At 37.9% G+C, this 22,748-nt stretch carries 30 protein-coding genes; 9 read left to right on the top strand and 21 right to left on the bottom strand.

What is annotated here, in order from left to right; all coding sequences use genetic code 11:
- Window position 1 precedes the first annotated feature (1 nt).
- The 17 genes from nuoL to F0919_RS12815 all read right to left on the bottom strand — a co-directional run bounded on the left by nuoL (window position 2) and on the right by F0919_RS12815 (window position 12,177).
- On the bottom strand, window positions 2-1,888 hold the full coding sequence (gene nuoL / locus F0919_RS12740) for an NADH-quinone oxidoreductase subunit L (RefSeq protein ID WP_150033150.1): 1,887 nt from the start codon (window positions 1,886-1,888) through the stop codon (window positions 2-4).
- 96 nt (window positions 1,889-1,984) lie between these two features.
- Complete coding sequence (gene nuoK / locus F0919_RS12745; RefSeq protein ID WP_150033151.1) at window positions 1,985-2,284, bottom strand: NADH-quinone oxidoreductase subunit NuoK; 300 nt, start codon at window positions 2,282-2,284, stop codon at window positions 1,985-1,987.
- A 12-nt stretch (window positions 2,285-2,296) separates the two neighbouring features.
- Window positions 2,297-2,836: an NADH-quinone oxidoreductase subunit J family protein gene (locus F0919_RS12750; protein ID WP_150033152.1), complete on the bottom strand. Its 540-nt coding sequence runs from the start codon at window positions 2,834-2,836 to the stop codon at window positions 2,297-2,299.
- 42 nt (window positions 2,837-2,878) lie between these two features.
- Window positions 2,879-3,400 carry an NADH-quinone oxidoreductase subunit NuoI gene (nuoI, locus tag F0919_RS12755; RefSeq protein ID WP_150033153.1) on the bottom strand — a complete coding sequence of 174 codons (522 nt, stop codon included), beginning with the start codon at window positions 3,398-3,400 and terminating at the stop codon, window positions 2,879-2,881.
- Between the two features lie 41 nt (window positions 3,401-3,441).
- Window positions 3,442-4,524: an NADH-quinone oxidoreductase subunit NuoH gene (gene nuoH / locus F0919_RS12760; RefSeq protein WP_190277382.1), complete on the bottom strand. Its 1,083-nt coding sequence runs from the start codon at window positions 4,522-4,524 to the stop codon at window positions 3,442-3,444.
- A gap of 43 nt (window positions 4,525-4,567) precedes the next feature.
- A complete protein-coding gene (locus tag F0919_RS12765; protein ID WP_190277383.1) occupies window positions 4,568-5,677 on the bottom strand; it encodes a 2Fe-2S iron-sulfur cluster-binding protein in 1,110 nt (369 codons plus the stop codon).
- Window positions 5,678-5,769: 92 nt separating this feature from the next.
- A complete protein-coding gene (locus tag F0919_RS12770) occupies window positions 5,770-6,153 on the bottom strand; it encodes a GxxExxY protein (protein WP_150033154.1) in 384 nt (127 codons plus the stop codon).
- 80 nt (window positions 6,154-6,233) lie between these two features.
- Window positions 6,234-7,580 (bottom strand): NADH-quinone oxidoreductase subunit NuoF, encoded by a 1,347-nt coding sequence (gene nuoF, locus F0919_RS12775; protein ID WP_150033155.1) that lies wholly within the window; start codon window positions 7,578-7,580, stop codon window positions 6,234-6,236.
- Window positions 7,581-7,634: 54 nt separating this feature from the next.
- Window positions 7,635-7,940 carry a hypothetical protein gene (locus F0919_RS12780; RefSeq protein WP_150033156.1) on the bottom strand — a complete coding sequence of 102 codons (306 nt, stop codon included), beginning with the start codon at window positions 7,938-7,940 and terminating at the stop codon, window positions 7,635-7,637.
- Window positions 7,919-8,092: a hypothetical protein gene (locus F0919_RS18455; RefSeq protein ID WP_190277384.1), complete on the bottom strand. Its 174-nt coding sequence runs from the start codon at window positions 8,090-8,092 to the stop codon at window positions 7,919-7,921. Before F0919_RS18455 ends, F0919_RS12780 begins: the two co-directional genes overlap by 22 nt.
- A 27-nt stretch (window positions 8,093-8,119) precedes the next feature.
- Entirely contained in the window at window positions 8,120-8,614 is a 495-nt protein-coding gene (locus F0919_RS12785; RefSeq protein WP_150033157.1) for an NADH-quinone oxidoreductase subunit NuoE family protein, read from the bottom strand.
- Window positions 8,615-8,657: 43 nt separating this feature from the next.
- Window positions 8,658-9,128: a nucleotidyltransferase gene (locus tag F0919_RS12790; RefSeq protein ID WP_150033158.1), complete on the bottom strand. Its 471-nt coding sequence runs from the start codon at window positions 9,126-9,128 to the stop codon at window positions 8,658-8,660.
- Window positions 9,103-9,300 (bottom strand): hypothetical protein, encoded by a 198-nt coding sequence (locus F0919_RS12795; RefSeq protein WP_150033159.1) that lies wholly within the window; start codon window positions 9,298-9,300, stop codon window positions 9,103-9,105. The genes F0919_RS12790 and F0919_RS12795 overlap by 26 nt, the downstream gene beginning before the upstream one ends.
- A gap of 17 nt (window positions 9,301-9,317) precedes the next feature.
- Window positions 9,318-10,532, bottom strand: coding sequence for an NADH-quinone oxidoreductase subunit D (locus F0919_RS12800; protein WP_150033160.1), 1,215 nt, complete (start codon window positions 10,530-10,532; stop codon window positions 9,318-9,320).
- A 55-nt stretch (window positions 10,533-10,587) separates the two neighbouring features.
- Entirely contained in the window at window positions 10,588-11,082 is a 495-nt protein-coding gene (locus F0919_RS12805) for an NADH-quinone oxidoreductase subunit C (protein ID WP_150033161.1), read from the bottom strand.
- A gap of 71 nt (window positions 11,083-11,153) precedes the next feature.
- Window positions 11,154-11,723, bottom strand: a complete 570-nt coding sequence (locus tag F0919_RS12810) for an NADH-quinone oxidoreductase subunit B (protein ID WP_150033162.1) — start codon at window positions 11,721-11,723, stop codon at window positions 11,154-11,156.
- 58 nt (window positions 11,724-11,781) lie between these two features.
- Entirely contained in the window at window positions 11,782-12,177 is a 396-nt protein-coding gene (locus tag F0919_RS12815) for an NADH-quinone oxidoreductase subunit A (RefSeq protein WP_150033163.1), read from the bottom strand.
- A gap of 208 nt (window positions 12,178-12,385) precedes the next feature.
- Here F0919_RS12815 and F0919_RS12820 point away from each other — a divergent pair, with 208 nt between their 5' ends.
- Entirely contained in the window at window positions 12,386-13,150 is a 765-nt protein-coding gene (locus F0919_RS12820) for a hypothetical protein (protein ID WP_150033164.1), read from the top strand.
- A 62-nt stretch (window positions 13,151-13,212) separates the two neighbouring features.
- Here F0919_RS12820 and F0919_RS12825 read toward each other — a convergent pair whose 3' ends face one another.
- Window positions 13,213-15,345 (bottom strand): dipeptidyl-peptidase 3 family protein, encoded by a 2,133-nt coding sequence (locus F0919_RS12825; RefSeq protein ID WP_150033165.1) that lies wholly within the window; start codon window positions 15,343-15,345, stop codon window positions 13,213-13,215.
- A gap of 251 nt (window positions 15,346-15,596) precedes the next feature.
- Between F0919_RS12825 and F0919_RS12830 the strand changes: the two genes are divergently transcribed.
- Entirely contained in the window at window positions 15,597-16,094 is a 498-nt protein-coding gene (locus tag F0919_RS12830) for a GNAT family N-acetyltransferase (RefSeq protein WP_150033166.1), read from the top strand.
- A 169-nt stretch (window positions 16,095-16,263) separates the two neighbouring features.
- A complete protein-coding gene (gene lptB / locus F0919_RS12835; protein ID WP_150033167.1) occupies window positions 16,264-17,076 on the top strand; it encodes an LPS export ABC transporter ATP-binding protein in 813 nt (270 codons plus the stop codon).
- A gap of 19 nt (window positions 17,077-17,095) precedes the next feature.
- Here the strand turns inward: lptB and F0919_RS12840 are convergent, their stop codons facing one another.
- Window positions 17,096-17,431, bottom strand: a complete 336-nt coding sequence (locus F0919_RS12840; RefSeq protein ID WP_150033168.1) for a DMT family transporter — start codon at window positions 17,429-17,431, stop codon at window positions 17,096-17,098.
- A gap of 103 nt (window positions 17,432-17,534) precedes the next feature.
- Here F0919_RS12840 and F0919_RS12845 point away from each other — a divergent pair, with 103 nt between their 5' ends.
- From F0919_RS12845 to gldC, 5 genes are all read left to right on the top strand, one after another.
- Complete coding sequence (locus F0919_RS12845; RefSeq protein WP_150033169.1) at window positions 17,535-17,774, top strand: DUF433 domain-containing protein; 240 nt, start codon at window positions 17,535-17,537, stop codon at window positions 17,772-17,774.
- On the top strand, window positions 17,758-18,039 hold the full coding sequence (locus F0919_RS12850; protein ID WP_150033170.1) for a DUF5615 family PIN-like protein: 282 nt from the start codon (window positions 17,758-17,760) through the stop codon (window positions 18,037-18,039). Before F0919_RS12845 ends, F0919_RS12850 begins: the two co-directional genes overlap by 17 nt.
- Before the next feature lie 60 nt (window positions 18,040-18,099).
- Window positions 18,100-18,921: an NHL repeat-containing protein gene (locus F0919_RS12855; RefSeq protein ID WP_150033171.1), complete on the top strand. Its 822-nt coding sequence runs from the start codon at window positions 18,100-18,102 to the stop codon at window positions 18,919-18,921.
- 11 nt (window positions 18,922-18,932) lie between these two features.
- A complete protein-coding gene (locus F0919_RS12860; protein WP_150033172.1) occupies window positions 18,933-19,463 on the top strand; it encodes a hypothetical protein in 531 nt (176 codons plus the stop codon).
- Between the two features lie 83 nt (window positions 19,464-19,546).
- Entirely contained in the window at window positions 19,547-19,897 is a 351-nt protein-coding gene (gene gldC, locus F0919_RS12865) for a gliding motility protein GldC (RefSeq protein WP_150033173.1), read from the top strand.
- A 72-nt stretch (window positions 19,898-19,969) separates the two neighbouring features.
- Here the strand turns inward: gldC and F0919_RS12870 are convergent, their stop codons facing one another.
- The gene (locus F0919_RS12870; protein ID WP_150033174.1) at window positions 19,970-21,223 is read right to left on the bottom strand and encodes an aminotransferase class I/II-fold pyridoxal phosphate-dependent enzyme; all 1,254 of its coding nucleotides are present in this window, start codon (window positions 21,221-21,223) and stop codon (window positions 19,970-19,972) included.
- Window positions 21,224-21,557: 334 nt separating this feature from the next.
- Entirely contained in the window at window positions 21,558-21,989 is a 432-nt protein-coding gene (locus F0919_RS12875; protein WP_150033175.1) for an acyl-CoA thioesterase, read from the bottom strand.
- Window positions 21,990-22,014: 25 nt separating this feature from the next.
- Here F0919_RS12875 and F0919_RS12880 point away from each other — a divergent pair, with 25 nt between their 5' ends.
- Window positions 22,015-22,623 carry a fumarylacetoacetate hydrolase family protein gene (locus F0919_RS12880; RefSeq protein ID WP_150033176.1) on the top strand — a complete coding sequence of 203 codons (609 nt, stop codon included), beginning with the start codon at window positions 22,015-22,017 and terminating at the stop codon, window positions 22,621-22,623.
- Window positions 22,624-22,748 lie beyond the last annotated feature (125 nt).

Raw genomic sequence — 22,748 nt, forward strand, 5'->3', positions numbered from 1 at the left:
ATTATCCCACTATTAATAACCCAATCGCAAACAAAATAACCACACCAACCACCATCGCAAAAATATAAGTGCCTACCTGACCGCTTTGGAGTAAACGCATTCTGCTGCTGCCCCAATTCACCAATCTTCCGATGCCATTTACAGCACCGTCGATACCGTTGCGTTCTGCATATTTATCCAAACCTTTGGACAAGTTATTCAATGGAGTTACAATAACAGTATCATATAATTCGTCTATATACCATTTATTCTCCAGCACTTTCGCTATGCCTGTATTCTCTCCAAACTTAGTATTCTTTTTGGTATGCATATAAGCCCATATAATCATAGCCACAATCAATGTAACTGACAGTCCCATCAGGCTTAATTCGGTAGCTTCTTCCAAATGAAGATTACCAAAATTTTGTACTACAGGAGATAAATACTCATTTAGTAAATGATGATGACTTATTACTTCAGGCAAACCTACATATCCACCAATCACAGCTAAAATAGCCAGTACAATCAATGGAATGGTCATAGCTGCAGGGCTTTCATGCAAATGATGCTCCTGGTCGTGTGTGCCTCTGAATGAACCTGTAAATGTGAAGAAATATAAACGGAACATATAGAAAGCCGTCATTAATGCGCCGGCCAATCCAACATAATAATAAACCGGGTTTTTAGCGTAAGCAGCAGCTAAAATTTCATCTTTTGAAAAGAACCCGGAGAAACCCGGAATACCCGCGATAGCAAGACAACCTAACAGGAAGGTAATGCTCGTAATAGGCATTTTCTTTTTTAGTCCACCCATAAAACGAATATCCTGTTCGCCGCCCATAGCATGAATTACAGAACCTGAACCCAAAAATAACAGGGCTTTGAAGAAAGCGTGTGTCATTACGTGAAATACTGCGCTTGTGTAAGCGCCAACACCTAAAGCCAAAAACATATAGCCTAACTGACTTACTGTAGAGTAAGCCAATACCTTTTTTATATCATTTTGTTTGATGGCTATGCTTGCAGCAAAAATTGCGGTGGCGGCACCTATTATGGCAACTAATGTTTGGGCCATCGGAGCCAAATCATATACTGCACTGCTGCGTGCAATCATATAAATACCGGCAGTAACCATGGTAGCTGCGTGAATCAATGCAGAAACAGGCGTAGGACCTGCCATTGCATCAGGCAGCCATGTATATAAAGGAATTTGTGCACTCTTGCCCATTGCACCTATAAAGAAACAAATAGCAATGGCGTTCATTGTACCGGTATCAACATTAGTGCCTGCTTTCAACATAGGAAACAGTTCGCTGTAACTTGCAGTTCCGAAATGATATAAAGTAAGGAACATACCAACCAGGAAACCCAGGTCACCAATACGGTTCATGATGAAGGCTTTCTTGGAAGCATTGGTATAGTCATTACGTTTGTACCAGAAGCCGATTAATAAATAAGAAGCCAATCCTACACCTTCCCAACCAATAAACATCGTTACATAGTTGGAACCAAGCACTAATATCAACATTGCAAACACGAAGAGATTCAGGAAAGCAAAGTATTTGGTATATCCGGCATCATCGTGCATATAAGCAGTAGAATAAATATGGATGAGAAACCCGATACCCGTAATAATCAACAGAAATAAAGAGGACAATGCATCTACCTGAAAGGCAAATGGGATATGTAAGCTTCCGGAATCAATAAAGTTGAAGAACGGCACCACACCTGCATTTTCAGGATGGCCGTTTATTTGAAAGAAAATGCCCAAAGACACCACAAAAGAAGCCAGAATGGTTAAACTCGCCAATGAGCCCGAAACCTTTTTAGGCATGGATTTCCAGAACAAACCATTGATTAAAAAACCAATCAGTGGAAACAGCGGAACTAAGTAAACTAAATCTTTCATGTAAATTTAAAAGTCAAAATTAAAAAGCGAAACCAGCGTTTTAATTGAATGTTTTATTGATATCCTTTTAGCATCGTTGATACTCTGTCAACAATCTTAATGTTTCAATCTGTTCAAAATATTAATATCGACGGAATGCACTTTCCGGTACATCATTACAATAATAGCCAGCCCGACTGCAACTTCAGCGGCAGCTACCACCATAATGAAGAATACGAATATTTGTGCATCGGAATTACCGTTCATCTTACTGAATGCTACCATCAAAAGATTAACTGCATTCAGCATTAATTCAATGCACATAAATACAATAATGGCATTGCGGCGCATTAACACACCCATAATGCCAATGGCAAATAATGCAAGACTTAAAAATATATAATGTTGTATCGGCACGAAACTGAATTTTTAATTTTTAATTTTTGATTCTAAATGATTTGGCACGTCTTCTTTTTTACCTAACACCATAGCCCCAATCATAGCACTTAAGAACAAAACACTGCTTACTTCAAAAGGCAAAACATAATCCTTAAATAAGGCTATACCCAGATTTTTAATAAGCCCGATTTCACCGCTACTGTCAACTGCTGCACCATCAATATTTAAACCTGCTTTGGTAAATGCCGCAATGATTACAAGAAATAATGCTCCACCACTTAAAACGGCTGCAAATTGCACCAATCGGCTTTTCTGTGGTTCGGCATCTGCATTAAGATTCATCAACATGATAACGAAAAGGAATAATACCATAATAGCGCCGGCATAAACAATAATATTTACAATAGCCAGGAATTGTGCATTCATCAATACATAATGACCGCTGATGGCAAAGAATGTAGCAATCAGAAATAATACACTTTTAACGGGATTGCGGCTTAGGATGACACCTAATGCGCAACCGATAGCCATCGCCGATAAAAACCAAAAAAGTATTTCGTGTAAACTCATTTTAATAGTATCAAGTATTTAGTATCAGGTATAAAGACTTTCTTAGCCTTTCCCTGTTGCATTACGTTTAGCTAATTGTTCATCTGTAATCAGCATATCCTGCTTTTTGTAGATGAAATAATCGCGTGTATAATTTGATGGCATCACTGTTTCACTCATATAAATAGCGTCCTTCGGGCAGGCTTCTTCACAATTACCGCAAAAGATACAACGCAGCATATTGATTTCATATTTAGCGGCATATTTCTCTTCGCGATATAAATGTTCCTCACCCTTTTTGCGCTCCGCTGCTTCCATTGTAATAGCTTCTGCCGGACAAGCCAATGCGCACAAACCACATGCAGTACAATTTTCGCGGCCTTGTTCATCTCTGTTCAAGACATGCAAACCACGAAATACAGGGCTGAACGGACGTTTTTCTTCAGGGTAACTTACCGTTGCCTTCTTTTTGAAGATATGGCCCAATGTAATTTTCAATCCTTTGGCAATTGCAGGAATATAGATACGCTCGCCCAAGGTCATCGGGCTTCTATCTACTGCTGCTGCTCTTTTAGTCAATTGCATATTGCACACTCCCTGACCAATAAAGGTCTATTTTGAAAAACTTATTTATTAAAGAAAAATAAAATTACGCCACCGGTAATCACCAGATTTATCAACGCCAATGGTATCAATCCTTTCCAGCCTAAGTTTAAAAGCTGGTCATAACGGAAACGTGGTAATGTCCAACGGATAAACATAAAGAACAAGATAAAGCCAACCACTTTTACCATCAACACTGTTACACAGATGATAGAAAATAATCCACCAGGCATTGCATCTCTTACCGCATCCATTCCGGGAAAGTTATAACCACCAAAGAAAACAGTAGCCAATACTGCCGAGCTGATAAACATATTTATATATTCCGCAAAAAGATACAAGCCTAATTTCATGGAAGAGTATTCCTGATGATAGCCCATGTTCAATTCACTTTCGCATTCAGGCATATCAAATGGAGCACGGTTCAATTCTGCAAAAGAACAAACCAGGAAGATTAAGAAAGCAACGGGTTGCTTAAAGAAATTCCATGTAAAATAGCCGTCTGCCCAGAAACCATGTTGTTGTTCTACGATAGTTTTCAGACTTAAAGTTTGTGTTACCATTAAAACGGCTATCAGACTCAAACCCATGGCCAATTCATAAGAAATAGACTGAGATGCAGAACGGATGGCACTCAACAAAGAGAATTTATTATTGGATGACCAACCTCCTAACATAATGCCATACACGCCTAAACTCACTACGCCAAAAATGTATAGAATACCAATATTGATATCAGCAACTTGCAAAGCAACACTGTGAACTGTTCCACCAATCGTTAAGGTAAAATCAGGTCCCCAGGGAATAATAGCGCTGGTCATCAAAGCTGTAACCATGAATAAGGCCGGACCTAAAATGAAAAGCGTTTTGGTGGAATGATCGGGAATGATTTCTTCTTTGAAGAATAACTTTCCACCATCAGCCAGTGGTTGTAACAAACCAAACAAACCGGCACGTGCTGGTCCGATACGGTCTTGCATAATGGCAGCCACTTTACGTTCCCCCCATGTTGCATAAGCTGCAACACCAAAAGAAGAAAGTATGATTACCAGAATCAGGGCAATCTTTTCGATAAAAAATATCCAGTCAATAGATAATAAAAGCATGTGGGCGCAAATGTAATAAGATTGTAAAACCTTTGTTTAAAAACTATTTAAAATCATCGGAATGAGCCGGACCTTCTATTTCACTTAAATGAATTTCGGGTTTATTTACTTCACTCACCTTATGAATATCTAAAGTCAATTTAGGACGTTTGCCAATAACTTCATCAATTAAAATCGGTTGTGTAGCTGTCCCTACTTTACCCTGATAATGACCTTGCGCAATTACACTATGGCGGTTCACCTTAGTCGGTCCTTCAATAGTCCAGTCGCTTGTTTGCTTTTTCTCAAACCTGCATTCATCACATATCCAGCCTGTCTGACCATTGCTTGCTGTAGCCACTTCGCCCCATTCGTCTTTACGGGCAGTTACCCTATAAACCTCTTCACCACGCATCCATAACCTTGCTTCGCCGCAACATTTCGGATTGCTGCAATTACGATGCGCATCCACAGGCTTCGTAAACCAAACCCTGTTTTTAAAACGGAATGTTTTATCAGTCAATGCACCGACAGGGCAAACATCAATTACGTTTCCAATAAAATCATTGTCCAGTGCTTTACTGATGCAAGTACTGATTTTTGCATGGTCGCCACGGTCCAATATACCATGTTCGCGGGTTTCGGTTAGCTGGTCGGCTGTAAATACGCAACGGAAACACATAATGCAACGATTCATGTGCAATTGAATATGAGGCCCGATATCTTCCGGTTCGAAAGTGCGGCGGTCATATTCGTAACGCGTAGTTGCAGCACCATTTTCGTAACTCAAATCCTGCAAATGACATTCACCTGCCTGGTCACAAACAGGGCAATCCAAAGGATGATTCAGCAACAAAAATTCCGTAACACCTTTACGCGCATCAATTACTTTTTCGGAAGTCATGCTTTTAACCTCCATGCCATCCATCACACCTGTACGGCAGCTTGCCACCAATTTTGGCATTGGACGCGGGTCTTTTTCAGAACCTTTGTTTACCTCAACCAAACAAGTGCGGCATTTACCGCCACTACCTTTCAACTTGCTGTAATAGCACATCGTAGGAGGCGCTACTTCACCACCAATCTGACGGGCTGCTTCCAGGATTGTAGTTCCCGGAGCCACCTCAATAGTGATGTTATCTATTGTTACTTTAATATTCGGTTGTTCTGACATTGTATATCATTTTTCTCACAAAGGCGCTAAGGCACTAAGTTTGGTGAGAACAATTTTCATATATCAATTGTGCTTTTGTCTCTGTAAGATGCTTAAAAAGGCGAATTCACAACTCTTTTAATTCCATTTTTCAAGAGGGCTTCATTAAAATTAATCAACAAGCCCAATTTTAATTTTGTCAATTTTAAATAAGTAATTACTTGTTTAAAATGAACATCTTCCAATCTTGAAATGCTCTTTAATTCTATTAAAACAGCATCCTCAATAATTATGTCAGCCCTGAAGCCTAACTCCATATTAACATTATCGTGTATAACCTCAATAGGATATTGGCAAACAAACTCTAAATTGTGCTTACCTAATTCGTAACACAATATCTTCTCATAAACACTTTCAAACAATCCTGGACCATAGGCTTTATGAATATCAAAACAAATATTCAAAACTTTGGCGGCAATTTCATTTTCAAAATCCATGTTAGATTCTCATTTTCCAAAAGGACTAAATAATGTTGTCATTATTCTTTTCATAGTGCCTTTGTGCCTTGGCGAGCCATCTAAACTGCTACTACTTCTCTCGGCTCAGCATAATGTGCCAAACCGAAATTTCTTGTTTGTGATTCTTCAGGATTCAAAACATGCCATTCAAATTCATCGCGGAAATGCCTGATAGCTGCTGCCACAGGCCAGGCCGCTGCATCTCCTAACGGACAGATGGTATTTCCTTCAATCCTTCTTTGAATATCCCAAAGCAAATCTATATCTTCCATACGGCCTTTGCCGTATTCAATACTTTTCAAAATTTTGTACATCCAGCCTGTTCCTTCTCTGCATGGGCTGCATTGTCCGCAACTTTCATGGTTATAGAAATGGGCCAGGCTCATAGTGTGACGTACTACACATTGGTCTTCATCTAAAACAATAAAGCCACCCGAACCTAACATGGAACCAGTTGCAAATCCGCCTTCAGAAAGACTTTCATAATTCATCTGACGCGCATTGCCCTGTGAATCTTTTAATAATAAATTGGTTGGTAAAATAGGTACAGACGAACCACCCGGAATACAGGCTTTCAATCTTTTACCATTTGGGATACCACCACAATATTCATCGCTAAAAATAAACTCTTCGACAGTTAAATCAAAAGGAATTTCATAAACGCCTGGTTTATTCAGGTTGCCGCAAGCCGACATTAGTTTAGTTCCCGTTGAACGGCCAACGCCTAATTTACCATATTCCTCACCGCCCATGTTAATAATGGGAACTACGGCCGCTAATGTTTCTACGTTGTTTACCACCGTTGGGCGCATCCATAAACCTGCAATCGCCGGGAACGGAGGTTTAATACGAGGATTGCCACGCTTGCCTTCCAATGATTCAATCAATGCTGTTTCTTCACCACAAATGTAAGCACCACCACCGCGTTGCACATATATTTCACAATCAAAGCCGGAGCCCTGAATGTTCTTACCAAGCCAGCCATTATTTTTTGCTTCGGCAATTGCCTGCTCCAATATATCCGGAATCCAGGCATACTCACCGCGGATATAGATATAAGTAGCATTAGAACCCAATGCGAAAGATGATACAATCAAACCTTCAATCAACAAATGGGGTAGAAATTCCATCAGATAGCGGTCTTTGAAAGTACCTGGTTCCGATTCATCGGCATTACAAACCAAATGACGTGGCACACCTTCGGGCTTAGCCAAAAAGCTCCACTTCATTCCGGTTGGGAATCCTGCACCACCGCGGCCACGCAAGCCACTTTTCTTCACTTCTTCCACAATTTCCTCAGGAGTCATCTTCAATGCCTTTTCCACACTACGATAGCCACCGTTTTTACGGTATGCTTCATAATAGCGGATGCCTTCAATATGTGCGTTCTCTAATAGTAATTTCATTATAAGTCAAAATTAAAAAGGCAGAATTCAAATTAGCAATGCCTTTTAAATAAACTATTTTTCAAACAATAATTTTGCCGGAACAAAATCACAAATAATTATCTCTTCACTTAAATCCAGATATGCAATAACATATTTCCGTTTATAATTGATACAGGAATATTCTAACGACTCCCATCTTTTATATTCACAAAAACGGTGTTTTACATTTGGAACAGACAGCTTTTCTAAAAAGGCAAAAACATCATCTACGTATTTCTTAGCAGTATCAGGCATTCCTTTACTTTCTATGAAAAATGCAATTTCAGAAACAGTCTCTACCACATTTTCCAAAATGGTTACTTGCTTTCTTTCGCCCATTTATCAATCAACTTATAAGCATACTTTTTGCCTTCGTTCAAAGAAAGTTTTTTGTGTGAAGGCATTTTTTGAGCTGCCAATGTCTGCAATTTTTCAAACTTTTTCTGCTCAACAACTACATACTTTTTATTGCTAAGTGTTATTGTCTCCATCGTTTCTCAAAATTAAAATCATATAATTTAATTCTTTGCTGCCGCTCTCAACTCATCCAGAATATTATCCACTTTTTCAGTAGTCAAATTTTCCCTGAATGTTTTACCTAATTGCATCATCGGCGCATAACCACATGCACCTAAACACTCAGCAGGTTTCAAAGTGAATAATCCATCTGCAGAAGTTTCACCTTCTTTAATGTTTAACCTGTTTTTGATATGGGCAATAATCTGGTCGCTGCCACGTAACATACATGGACCTGTTCTGCAAACTTCCAGCAGATATTTTCCAACCGGTTTCATGTTGAACATGGTATAAAAGGTCGCAACTTCATATACCTCAATCGGCAGAATATTCAACAGGCTCGCCACATAATCCATCACGGGCACATCCAGCCATCCGCCAAATTCATCCTGTGCCAAATGCAATAATGGAATTAAAGCACTCTTATGTTTCCCTTCGGGATAACGTGCAATGATTTCGGCAACCTTTTTTAATTTATCTTCTGAAAATTGTATCATTCTTATTTTTGAATCTATTTCAGCCAGAGGCCTATAAAAACAATTATTCTTTATTTCTTGCTTTCAACTTTTTGATATCAGCTATATCTTGAGGCCTCCCTGCTATAGCTTTCACTTTAAGTAATTCATGATAACCAATGAAATTAATTGGCACCCCTCCATGAATTATCTCTCTTCTTTTCTCCCAGGCTTCATCAAAATTTACTCCCTGTAAATCATTCAAAATGTCTATTCTGACAGGCTCAATACCCAATTGGGTAACAAAGTCATTTTTTAAGAAATCTTCTTTACTCAATTTTAATGAACCAAAACCAAACTCTTCCATCACTTGAACCATAGCTGTAGCATTAGTATCCGAAATTTTTATGCAAACATCTAAGTCTTTAGTTGAACGTGGATAACCATGAATACTTACAGCATAACCACCTATGACTAAATATTGAACTCCATGTTTATTACAGATTTTAAGGAAGTCAATAAAATCATTTTCAAGCTTCAGTTTCGGATTCTTCATCTAACTTCCTTTTAAAAACAACTTTTTCGATACTTGGATTAGCATCACTAAAAAAAACATCTCTTAAGTCTATTAGTGCTTCTAACCTTTGTTGCATGCTTTGGTTTGCCCAATAAATGTCATCTTTTTCTTCAGCTTCTGCAAAACTTCCTTTCCAAACTATTTTTTCCATTTTCATAAAAAACAATTTTACGCATCTAACTCTCCTGCAATTACATTCAATGAACTCAATGTAACAATACCATCACTCAACAAACCACCCGAAATAATTTCAGGAAAAGCCTGATAGTAAATGAAACATGGGCGACGGAAGTGCAACCTATAGGGACTTCTGCCACCATCACTGATTAAATAATAACCTAACTCACCGTTTGCTCCTTCTACCGATTGATATACTTCACCGACAGGCAAATCTGTTTCGCCCATTACAATTTTGAAGTGATAAATCAAAGCTTCCATTTTGGTATAAACAGCGGCTTTTTCAGGTAAATAAAAATCAGGCGCATCCGCATGGTAAACATTCGGGTCAAGGCCTTTTATTTTTTCAATTGCCTGATTAATGATTTTCAGACTTTCCCACATTTCCTTATTACGAACCAGATAACGGTCATAAACATCGCCGGTAGTACCTACAGGAATGTCAAATTCAAAATCTTCATAAGAGGAGTAAGGCGAATGTACACGTACATCATAATCAACACCTGCAGCACGTAAATTCGGACCCGTGAAACTATAATTCAACGCACGCTCTGCACTTATGGGACCTGCGCCAATGCAGCGGTCCATAAAGATTCTGTTTCTGTCCAATAATGCTTCAAATTCTTTCAGCATTCCCGGGAACCCTTCTACAAAATCATGTAATTTTTGCCACGCAGCTTCTGTGAAATTTCTTTCAAAACCACCAATACGACCAATGTTCGTTGTTAATCTTGAACCACAAATTTCTTCATAGATTTCATAGATTTTCTCACGCCATTGGAATACATATGTAAAAGGGGTCAAGGCGCCCGTATCCACTGCAATAACTGAGTTACAAACAATATGGTCTGCAATACGCGCCAATTCCATGATAATAACACGCAGATATTGCACACGTTTCGGAATTTCCATTCCAACCAATTTTTCAATGGTCAGGTGCCAGCCGATATTATTGATAGGTGCAGAACAATAGTTAAGCCTGTCTGTTAATGGAGTAATTTGGTAATAAGGACGACGTTCTGCGATTTTTTCGAAAGCACGATGTATATAACCAATGGTAGGTTCAGTGCTGATAACACGTTCCCCATCAATCTCCATAATATTTTGAAACACGCCATGGGTAGCAGGATGCGTAGGCCCCACATTAATGGTGGTGGTCTGTTTCTCCAACGATTCCTCAGCAAGTTTTATATGATGTTCTGTCATAAATAAGATTTCCTTTTTGGAAATTTATGATAAACTGTTTTTTTATTCTTGAATTTTATCTGCCAAACATTTCATCATCCTTATCCATACGGGTAGGATCTTCCATCGGATATTCCTTTCTCATCGGGAAATAATCCATTTCATCCACATTCAATATTCTTCTTAAATCCGGATGTCCCTGGAAGTTAATTCCAAAGAAATCATACGTTTCTCTCTCCATCCAATTGGCACCGGAAAAAACGGATGTTGCAGAATGGATATCAGGATTTGCTACAGAAACATAGCATTTCATTCTGATTCTTACATTCTCCACCAAATTATGTAAATGATATACTACACACAGTTCTTCGCCCGTTCTATCCGGATAATGAATCCCGGTTAAATCAGTTAAGAACTGAAACTGCATGGATTCATTATTGTATAAATATTGCAACACTTCCAGATTATCACCTGCCGGTACGCTGAATGTAAGCATGCCGTAAGGCTCTTCCCATTCTGTAGTTGCAGGGAAATGTTCGGAAAGTTGTTGTTTTATTGTTTCGTTTGTCATTTATAAAAATCAAATTCCAAATTCTAAATTTCAAATTCCAACATCAGGAATCAAAAATTAAAAATCAGAGATTATTGAATGCCATACTCATTTAAAAGTCCTTTGTATTGTTCGCTATGGCGACGGCGAAGGCTTTCATTCTTTACAATTTTCTGCAATTTCAAAACACCGTCCAAAATTCCTTCCGGCCTTGGCGGACAACCCGGCACATAAACATCTACCGGAATTACCTGGTCAATACCTTGCAGGACAGGATAAGAATCAAAAATCCCACCGCTGCTTGCACAAGCTCCAATGGCAATCACCCAACGTGGTTCTGCCATTTGCAAATAAACCTGACGTAAAATAGGAGCCATTTTTTTAGCAATCGTTCCTGCTACAAGCAACATATCACACTGACGCGGAGTAAAACCCATACGTTCAGAACCAAAACGCGCCAAATCATAGTTGGCACCCATTGTTGCCATAAATTCAATACCGCAACAAGATGTTGCAAAAGGCAAAGGCCAAAGTGAATTTGCTCTTGCCAAACTAATTACAGATTCCAATTTTGTAGCCATAAAACCTTCTCCCTGATATACGCCTTCAGGTAAGTCAGCCACGGTTACTTTTGAATTCTCATTATACTGTACCGGTCTCATTTCTATTAATTTTTAAAATCTAACTACACAATTAATCGGCTTATTTCTGCCAATCAACTTAATCATCCCACTTCAATGCACCTTTCTTAATAATATAGTAAAAACCACAAAAGAAGAAAGCTACAAACATTAATACTGCATAAAAACCTTCTTTTCCCAATACCCTGAAATTGACAGCATAAGGATAAAAGAAAATTACTTCCACATCGAACAATACAAACAGAATTGCTACGAGAAAATACTTTACAGCCATGGGCTGGCGCGCATTTCCAACAGAAGGAATACCACTTTCAAAGTTAATCAATTTGTCGCTGGTGCGACGCTTGGGGCCTAACAACTGCGAGGCAATCATCATGATAGCCACAAATCCAACTGCAATCAGTAACTGTATGGCAACGGGCATAAAACTGCCAGCTCCGGTAGAAGTTTCTGCTGCGAGAAGTAGTATATCCATAATTAAAAATCGATTGGAATTAACAGTACCAACGTACAAAAATAGGGCTTGTAGAAGGAAATTACAAAATTATGACAATAAATTATTGATGACTTAAAATAACAAGCCTGAAGCGGTTTTGCTTCGAATAGATATTGTTTTTTTATGTAAATATGAATTCCGGGAAAATTATCCCATTATTAGCCATTTAAAATTCGTCTAATGTAAAATGAGAATATCCACTTCTTTGTTCCGCTTTATGAAACCTATCGCTTTATTACTTTTTCTTGGTGTATTTGTATGTTCCTGTGTGAAAAAGGATAGAACCAGTAATGTTTGCATGGACGATTGCACAATTGTTCAGGGACAAGTTGTTACTCAAAATAATATTCCGATACCGGACGTATTATATACGCTGACCTATAATATATATAATCCACCTTTTTATAGTGAAGAACGAAAACTGGCAGAAGGGAGGAGTGACAACTCGGGTAACTACAAATTTAGTTTCTATCTTAAAAATGATGAATTAGGCGCTGCTGCTAAGGGCGGGCTTCAATTCAGAATGAATACGAACTCGGTTGATAGCAATAAGTATATTGTTTTAGATGCTGTAAATGGATTTAGCGTTTACTCAATACCAAGAAGAGATACCATTATCAATGCATCCTTTTATATTCCGACAAAAACCTTTATTAAGGTAAATGTAAAGAATTTCAATCCTGTAAATCAGGATGACTTTTTTCAAATCATTACTTTATTTCCTTATGGACTAAATATCGGCAATAGTGGCGTTTTGCCAACTCCTTACAGAACCGGCACTATAATTCAAGATGTGACAACTTCAAATCCTTCGCCTGCTGATATACAAGTTGCAGGTAATGAAACAAATATTGTAAGAATTTTTAAAAGAAAAAGCAATGTCTCCACTTATCAGGATACCATGATTTTTATCCCGGTTAATAATAAAATTGAACTTACTTACGAATACTAATTAACTTATAGAAAAAGCCTGAAACATCACATTTCAGGCTTTTCTTTTAATTAACTATTAATTTAATTCATTGCCGGCAGGAAAGAATAATCTTTTGCATATTCCATCATTTGCTGATAGAAAGAGGCAGGATATTGGACTTTTACATCTGTAATATTTCCGTCTCCATCCATTGTTGGCACCAAACGTGGCTGAACAAAGCCTTTATATGCTTTCAGATTCAATTTTGCGTAACGATCCAAAACCTCTTTGTGTAATTCCTGATTTACTTTTACACCATAAGTTTCGACAAGACCCTTTCCTGCGTTGAAATCGCCTTCGGATTTGATACGTTGAATTTCTCTCAGCAATTCTCCAAATAATACACGTAATTTATCATAATCATTTACCTGCACGTAAGTCTTGCCGTCTTTTTTCACGAATTCTACGACCTTGTCTTTTTTGCCCTTTTCATAAACCCAGTAAGCATTTAAAGCTCTGTTGCGCATGTGTGCTTCTTCAATATTGTCGCCCAATTTCAAACGGGTTAATTGTGTCATCAATCCATTCATCATATAGCTGTCATATTCAGCTTTACCAACTTCCAGAGATGGCATTACACCAATTTCTATCAATTTTGGATCCATGATGTAGTATAAACCGACTAAATCGGCGCGTGCTTCTTCAAGACAAGATGCATAGTTTTTCAACGTTTTATCCGGTGTAGCAACACCCGGATTTATTTGCCCGGAAGCATGGCCAATACATTCGTGCATATCGGTGTGTAAGTCACTGGCAAGATTTCCGTATTCTTTGATTCGTTTTAATCTGTCTGCATCTACTACAAATTCATCCAGCATTCCGCCACCTGCGCTTGATTCATTATAAGCATGTACAATGTTGCTTAATGCCACAGATTTAGAACCATGTTCTTTTCTTAACCAATCAGAATTCGGGAGATTGATACCAATCGGTGTGCTTGGCGCCGCATCGCCTGACTCGACAATAACTGTAATGGCTTTTGCTGTAATGCCTTTTACTTCTTTCTTTTTATGTTCCGGCATCAACGGCGAATTGTCTTCAAACCACTGTGCTTCTTTTGCAATGGCAGCGATTTTCTTGGTAGTTTCCATATCTTTTAAAGAAACCACAGATTCAAAACTTCCTTTCTTTCCAATCGGATCATTATACACTTCAATGAAGCCAAGGCTTGCGTCGATACGACTTTCTGTATCGTTTACCCATGCAATGTTGTATTCATCCCATTTGTGCAAATCGCCTGTTTTATAATATTCCGAAAGCAAAGTAAGCGCCTTCATTTGCTGTTCATTTTCAGCTACGGTTGCAGCTTTATCCAGCCAATAAACTACCTTCTGCAAAGCAGCATCGTACATGCCGCCAACTTTATAGGTTTTTTCTACTATCCGGCCATTTTCTTTAACTACTTTACTGTTCAATCCCCATTCAGGTTCCTGGTCGGTATGTGGAAATTTATCGGGATTGTTATAATAATCCTCCACTTCTTTTTGGGTTACACCTTCGTAAAAATTTACGGAAGAATTGGCCACATTATCTATGCCCGCACGCAGATCCACCTGTTTAGGCTGAAAATTAGGATCAAAAATAACAGGTTTCATCCTGGTTAAAAACGCATCTACACTTTCGCCGTTCATTAATGGCAACAAGCTTTGGTCACTGCTTTTAACCAATTGCGAGAAATAATCAAAAGAACATTCCGGAACGAATTTTTCTTTTCCGTAATGATGATGGTTACCTGTGCTGAACCATACGCGGCCGGCATAAGTTTTAAATTTATTCCAGTCATCGCCACTTTTATTGCCGGCATAACTGCTGTAAATAGCTTCAATGGTTTTACGCAGGGTCAAGCCATATTTACTTGCCTGATCATAATATATATCGCGGCCTGAAAGCGCAGCCTGATAAAGATAGTAAGCTAAGGTTTTTTGTTGCAATGTCAATTCATCAAAGCCGGGGACCTGATAACGTAATAACTGCAGGTCAGCAAAGGCTTCTGCATTTACCTGAAATTGCTGATTCATCTTAAATTTTGTGAGTGATTTGTTTGAAAACGATGTTTTTGAAAGTGACGTTCTTGAAATCGGTACTGTTTGGGTTTGGGCAATTGCTTCCATGCCAAGGCAAGAGAATAACAATGTTCCGGAAAGCAAAGCTGTTCCCAGTTTGGTTTTATTCATAATTATAGATTGTTGTAATATTCACATTAAAATTTCAGAAACAGGCTGTTTGCAAAGCATATTTCATATTTAAGAGGCGTAAAAATAGGAAAAAATGGCCGTCAGTTATGACATGAACTGAAAATCACCTCTTTGACGTTAATTCCGCTGATGCTTAAGAGAGATAAATTTGTACCATCTTTAAGGTACGCTGAAAATAGTCCTTACACAGATTTGCACAAAGAATATACTAAGCTTTCACAAAGAAAATTATGACCAGGAATCTCAATACCTCCAGACTTTCATTACAAACATTGACAGCGGAAGATGCAGCATTCATTCTTGAATTAGTAAATACTCCGGGTTGGTTACAATTTATTGGCGACAGAAATGTAAAGGATGAAAGCAATGCATTGGCTTATATCCAAAAGATACTGGATAATCCCAACGTTACTTATTGGGTAGTGAAATCTAATGTCAATAAAACATCTATCGGAATCATCACTTTTATGAAGCGTAATTACCTGGAACATCATGATATCGGATTTGCATTTCTGCCGCAATATAACGGCCAAGGTTTTGCTTTTGAAGCTGCAGAAATAGTGCTGAACTATGTTTTGGAAAAACATCACTGTATTTTAGCAACAACTTTGCAGGAAAACAGAAGTTCAATAAGGTTATTGGAGCGATTAGGGTTTACCTTTAAAAAAATGATACAGAGGGATGAAGAACAGTTGATGGTTTACAAAACTCAAAAGAAGAAACTATAATTCATCATTATCTGATTCTTTAAAGGAATCGTCAAGAGGAATCAATCTATACCCAAAATAACCGTTTATTATTCCTTCCAAACGGACAAATGTTCATACTACAATATTTTCTCAGGCTCTCCGTTAAACCTCTTACTTTTGTAAAACAATTAATAATAGTCTTTACATCTTGAAAGAAAGAATCCATACCGTCGAGTTGATTAAACGCTATCGTGGCCGCACGGTGGTGAATAAAAGTTCTATTGAAGTATCACAAGGTGAAATCGTCGGGTTGCTCGGCCCAAATGGTGCAGGTAAAACGACTTCCTTTTATATGGTGGTAGGTTTGGTAAAACCGGATGAAGGCGAAGTATTTCTGAACGATGTGAATATTACCAAACTGCCCATGTATAAGCGTGCGCAGATGGGCATAGGTTATTTGCCACAGGAAGCATCGGTATTCCGTAAACTTTCGGTAGAAGACAATATTGCGGCTGTTCTGGAAATGACAAAACTGAGTAAACAAGAGCAAAAAGATAAACTCGAAAGCCTGCTTGCAGAATTCCGGTTGGGTCATGTGCGCAAAAGCCCGGGAGATGTATTGAGCGGAGGAGAAAGAAGGAGAACCGAAATTGCACGGGCATTAGCCGTTAATCCCAAATTTATATTGCTGGACGAACCTTTTGCAGGTATTGATCCTATTGCCGTAGAAGATATTCAGGGTATTGTGGCCAGACTGAAATATAAAAACATCGGTATCCTTATTACCGACCATAATGTTACAGAAACTCTTTCCATTACAGACAGGGCCTACCTTATGTTTGAAGGTCGCCTGTTAAAAGCCGGCAATGCTGAGGAATTGGCTGCAGACGAAGAAGTAAGGCGCCTGTATTTAGGCCGCGACTTTGTATTGAGAAGAAAAGATTGGTTGCATGAAGAGGCATTGAAAGATACCAATGACGAAAAAAATGCAGCCCAATCCAAAATTGATTTATCAAAATAAAGCCGTTCTTAATTTTGACTTAGTGCGAAACCATCTTCAATCCCACTACAGAACCGATTAAAGTGAAGATGAAAAACACGCGCCAGAAAGTAACCGGTTCTTTAAAAAAAAGAATACCAATCAATACGGTTCCGACCGCGCCAATGCCTGTCCATACAGCATATCCGCTGCCTAAAGGTACCGCCCCAATGCCGGAAGTAGCTTTATAAAGCAAATACATACTAAGGCTAAGGCTAAGGAAAAAGCCCGCTATCCAAAGTGCAAAAGTATTTCCCTGGCTTTGATTGGCTTTGCCGAGACAAGTGGTAAAGCCAACTTCAAATAATCCGGCAATGATTAAAAGTATCCAATGCATTATATCTGTTTTCTTATGCCTGCGAAATTAGGTTATTGCTCCGGCTATATTTTTGTATTTTTTAGTGTATAATGTAGACTGTATTTTTTTGTAATTTTATAAAATGGATATCAGAGATTTTATTTCAGCCGATAAAGATACTTTAAGCGGGCAAACGGTATTTAAGGGAACACGGGTACCCGTCGAATCTATGTTTGATCATTTAGAAGCAGGCATTCCATTAAATGAATTTTTAGAAGACTTTCCAACTGTTTCTAAAGAACAAGCTATTGCAGTTCTGGAGTGGGCTAATAAAACTTTAAATACCAAAACATTGGATGCGTATTATGCGACTGTTGCTTGATGAAAACTTACCGAAGCGGCTGAAAGAAGATTTCAAGTTACATGAAGTTTTTACGGTACGTGATATGGGTTGGAATGGTAAGAAGAATGGGGCATTGATGCAATTGTTAATTGAAAATAATTTTGATGCACTTTTGACTTTTGATAAGAATCTTCAGTATCAACAGAACTTTGTTAAATATTCTATTTCTGTTATTGTACTTTCTGCCCCCTTAAATAGCTATTCGGTTTTAACCAAACTGAGCAATAATATATTGTGTTTTTAGATAAATAAATATTGCCAATTGTTGCTACCATTTTTCAAATAGAACAATAAATTTCAGGTCTTGAATAAAAATTACATTTTATACTCCCTACTATTATTCTTTTTTTTTCAGGATATAAATGCGTTTGCACAAAACCTTCTCAAATCTATTCCTACAGAAGAAGCAAGGTTTATTACTACAGACGAATTAGGGAATGTATATCTGGTAAGGGAAGACAATGCCTTGATACGATATAATAACAATGGCGACAGTACCGGGAATTTCAGAAGCATCCAGAATGGAGAGTTAAAATCTATAGATGCTTCCAATCCTTTACGCATATTGCTTTATTACAGCAATGCTTCCAAAATTTTGTTGCTCGACAGGATGCTTTCTGTAAAGAATGAACTGGATTTAAAAAAGCTGCAGATATTCAATGCCCCGGTAGTGGCTATGTCAACAGATGGCAAAATATGGGTGTATGATTATGTAAACGCCAGACTTAAAAAATTTGATGATCAGTTGAATATTACCAACACCGGAAATGACATGCGTCAGGAATCGCAAACGGTTCCCAATCCGGCTGTGCTGATTGAGAGAGATAGCAAAGTTTATATGGCAGATCCTCAGAATGGTATTTATACGTTCGATCGTTTTGCAGGTTATATCAATACACTTGAGATTAAGAATGTTTACGGACTGCAGATTTTCGGAACACAATTGGTTTACCCCGAAGCAGATTCTCTGATTTCGTATGATCTTCAAACACTTGCCAGAAAAGCTATTCAATTGCCGGGCGACAAAAAATTCCTGCAAGCCAGAATGGAGCGAAACCGTCTTTATTTTCTTTTCGAAACCAGGTTAGAAATTTATGAGATTGGTAATGAAGAAGGAGAGAAATAAAACGGAATTTAATGGATAGCAAATATTACGTAACAAAACGGTGTAAAAAATGCGAAAATCAAGATAGGTTTTATCTTACAAAGAAAGAAAAAGCTTTTGAGTTATTCGATCTTTCCAGAATTAGAGATACACCATGTACTAATTGTTATTCAAAAGAATATCTCTCGATCGGTGGCGATTTAATTGAATTAGATAAAGAGTTGTTTCTCGAATGGGCTTTTGATCTTAATCTTCAGTTTATGGAGCAAGATGAAGATCTTTTGATAGCAGAGAAAAAGTACATTGATATAATTCTTGACTTAATCGATAATTATGAAATTTTAAATGAAAAGAAGATAGTATTGATTGAGGCCTTATGTACAATAGTATATGACAATCTCAAAAATCAAGAAAATAAAGGCAGATTAGAAAGACAAATGCTTATTGATAACGTTGTTTATGAATTGAGAAAACGACGAGAACAAGTATTTGATGTAAGAGCTTCAATATTTGGCTATATAAAAGATGTTGTTTTCCCCCTAATCAAAGTGGATAAAGAGTAAATCTGCTTCTATTATCTGATATCTAAATTCTATTTTTCTCATTCCCGAATATTTCCTGACCTTTGCGGCTTCAATAAAATGCTATGAATAAACATTCGATAAATATCAATGTGCATCTGGATAATGAAAAAATGCCGGAACACATGGACTGGAGCGCAACAGGAAGCAATGCAGAAGATCCTAAAGCGGCCAAGGGCATGTTACTGTCTTTATGGGACGGAACAGAAAAAACTGCCTTGCGTATTGACCTTTGGACCAAGAAGATGATGGTGGATGAAATGAACGATTTCTTTTTCCAAACCTTAATGACTATGGCGGACACTTATACAAGAGCCACCCGCAATGAAGATCTTTCAAATGAAATGAGAACTTTTGCACGCGATTTTAAAACAAAAGCGGATCAAAAGCTGATGGATGAAGAAGCTGCAAAGTAAAATTCAAAAATCCATTTTAAAATAGAATGGCGGTTGCATTTGCAACCGCCATTCTATTAAAACCTTTAAAAATTAAGCTAAAGCATTACTAACCTGTGGAATCTCTTTAGGATACAGTTGCTTCTCAACTTTCTCGCGCACAGCAGTAAATGCCTCTAAAGTCAATTCAATATCTTCATCTGTGTGAACAGCCGTAGGAATCAATCTTAGAATCAATTGTCCTTTGGGAATAACGGGATACATTACCATAGAACAGAAAATATTATAATTCTCACGAAGGTCAACAACCAATTGTGTGGCATCCGTTACACCACTTTCCATATAAACAGGCGTTACAGGAGAATTCGGATTGCCGATATTAAAACCTCTTGCTCTCAAGCCTGATTGTAATTTGTTTACATTATCCCAAAGCTTTGCTTTCAGTTCCGGCATGGTACGAATCATTTCCATACGTTTCAAACCGCCGATAACCATTGCCATTGGCAATGATTTTGCAAAAATCTGAGAGCGCATATTATAGCGCAAATAATAAATCATATCTTTTGTACCGCCAATAAAGCCACCGACACCTGCTAAGGATTTAGCGAAAGTGGAAAAGTATAAATCAATGCCGTCTGTACAATTTTGTGCTTCCCCAACACCGGCACCTTTTTCGCCGATAGTTCCGAATCCGTGTGCATCATCTACAAATAAACGGAATTCATATTGGTCTTTAAGTGCAACAATTTCAGCAACTTTCCCCTGGTTTCCGTTCATGCCGAAAACACCTTCGGTAATAACCAAAATACCGCCGGGCGTACCTTCTACTAATTTAGTGGCACGTTCCAACTGCTTTCTGCAATCTTCCACATCATTATGGTTGAATTTAAAACGTTTGCCCATGTGCATACGTAACCCATCAATGATACAAGCATGGCTTTCCGCATCGTAAACCACCACATCATGACGCGATAATAAGGAATCAATTGCCGAAAGCATACCCTGATAACCGAAGTTCAGCAGCATAGCGTCTTCTTTGCCGATAAAATCTGCAAATTCTCTTTCCAGCTGGTCATGGTAATTAGAATTTCCGCTCATCATACGGGCGCCCATAGGATAAGCCAGACCCCATTTGGCAGCGGCATCCGCATCTGTTTTCCTGATTTCAGGATGATTGGCAAGGCCTAAATAATTGTTTAAGCTCCAGACTATTTTTTCTTTGCCACGAAACATCATTCTGTTACTGATTTCACCTTCCAGCTTAGGGAAAGCAAAATACTCATGTGCTTGTTCTTTATATTGGCCGATAGGGCCACCGTCTTTTTGAAATTTGGCAAAAATGTCCATTATTATGTGATTTGAACTATGATTTGAGCATGTTAAAAAAACTCAACGGCTCATAGGGTTATATAGTTTTATATTGTTAATGCAAATTCATTTTACAGTATGGAATTCTTTAGCGCTCAACAAATATTTAGTATCAATGTTTTAAAAATAATAAAAAACAGGTAACATTTTTTTTGAACATAAATAAATTTCGTATTTTTCTTATGGATTTAAGCGATAATTTATTAAGCATAAAAAATCAACACAAACTCTGTTTCTTTCACAACGGTGCAAATTTAATAAAATATAGATCAATATTCCTTTTTAGATTATAATGCTGTTTAAAGTCCGGGAGTTATTGCAACACTTCCAAAAGCGCGGTTGGTGTATTACATATTTTTTTAAGTTCATAATCATAACTGACCATTCCAGTCTTCGCTTCTGCAATTTCAATAGAAATCTCATTTCTTGTTGTGCTGATTTTATATAAGAAGTCAAAGGAGCGGGTTGTAATGTTATCAGAGTAAATTTCTATCTTCAATACATCGCCATATAATCCTTCGTTCTTATAAGCTATCATAACATCAGCCATTATCATACCTTTGCCATTAATATTCAGCTCTGTAAAGCCGAGTGAATGCAAAAATTGCATCCTTGCATCATGAATTATAGACAACATTGCATCATTTCCAAGATGGTTTCCATAATTCATGTCCGTAATCCTCAAAGGAATATGGGTAGTAAATGTGGGAATTTTGAAAGGAAAATTTAATTTTACACGAGCCATAGAAAACTGGATTTAAAAAACCGAGATGAAAATAATTTGTATCGGGCGAAATTACGCCGATCATGCAAAAGAACTGAATAACCCTTTACCGAAAGAACCCGTCATTTTTATGAAGCCAAAGTCTGCTTTGGCAAGACCCGGCATTCCTGTTCATTACCCCCAATTTACAGATAATTTACAATATGAATGCGAAGTGGTATTACGTGTATGTAAGAACGGGCGACAAATACCACAGAAATTTGCAAAACAATATTTTGACCATTGGACGGTTGGCATTGACTTTACGGCAAGAGATTTACAGAATAAGCTAAAAGAAGAAGGTTTGCCATGGGAACGGGCCAAGGCATTTGATGACTCTGCGGTTGTAGGCAATTTTGTACCTGTAGCAGAAGCTGATTTATATACTACTCAATTTTCTTTAAGTCAGAATGGAGTAATGGTTCAGAAAGGGCATACCTCCGATTTGATTTTTTCTTTTGAACATCTGATAAGTTACATCTCTCAATATTTTACACTTCAAATCGGCGATTTGATATTTACAGGAACTCCGAAAGGGGTGGGTCCCGTTTTGCCTTATGACAAGCTGGTTGGTTATCTGAATAATGAAAAAATGTTTGATATAGAAATTAAATAGCCACACAACGAAGTTGCCAGCTTTCAAAAAGTTGGCAGCTTTTTCTTCAATAAGTAAGACACATCATTATACCGCTTTATGGGTGAATGCAGGCTCAGAAATTTTGTTGTACTTTGTATAGGTTG

Source organism: Taibaiella lutea (assembly GCF_008629695.1).
GTDB classification, from domain to species: domain Bacteria; phylum Bacteroidota; class Bacteroidia; order Chitinophagales; family Chitinophagaceae; genus Taibaiella; species Taibaiella lutea.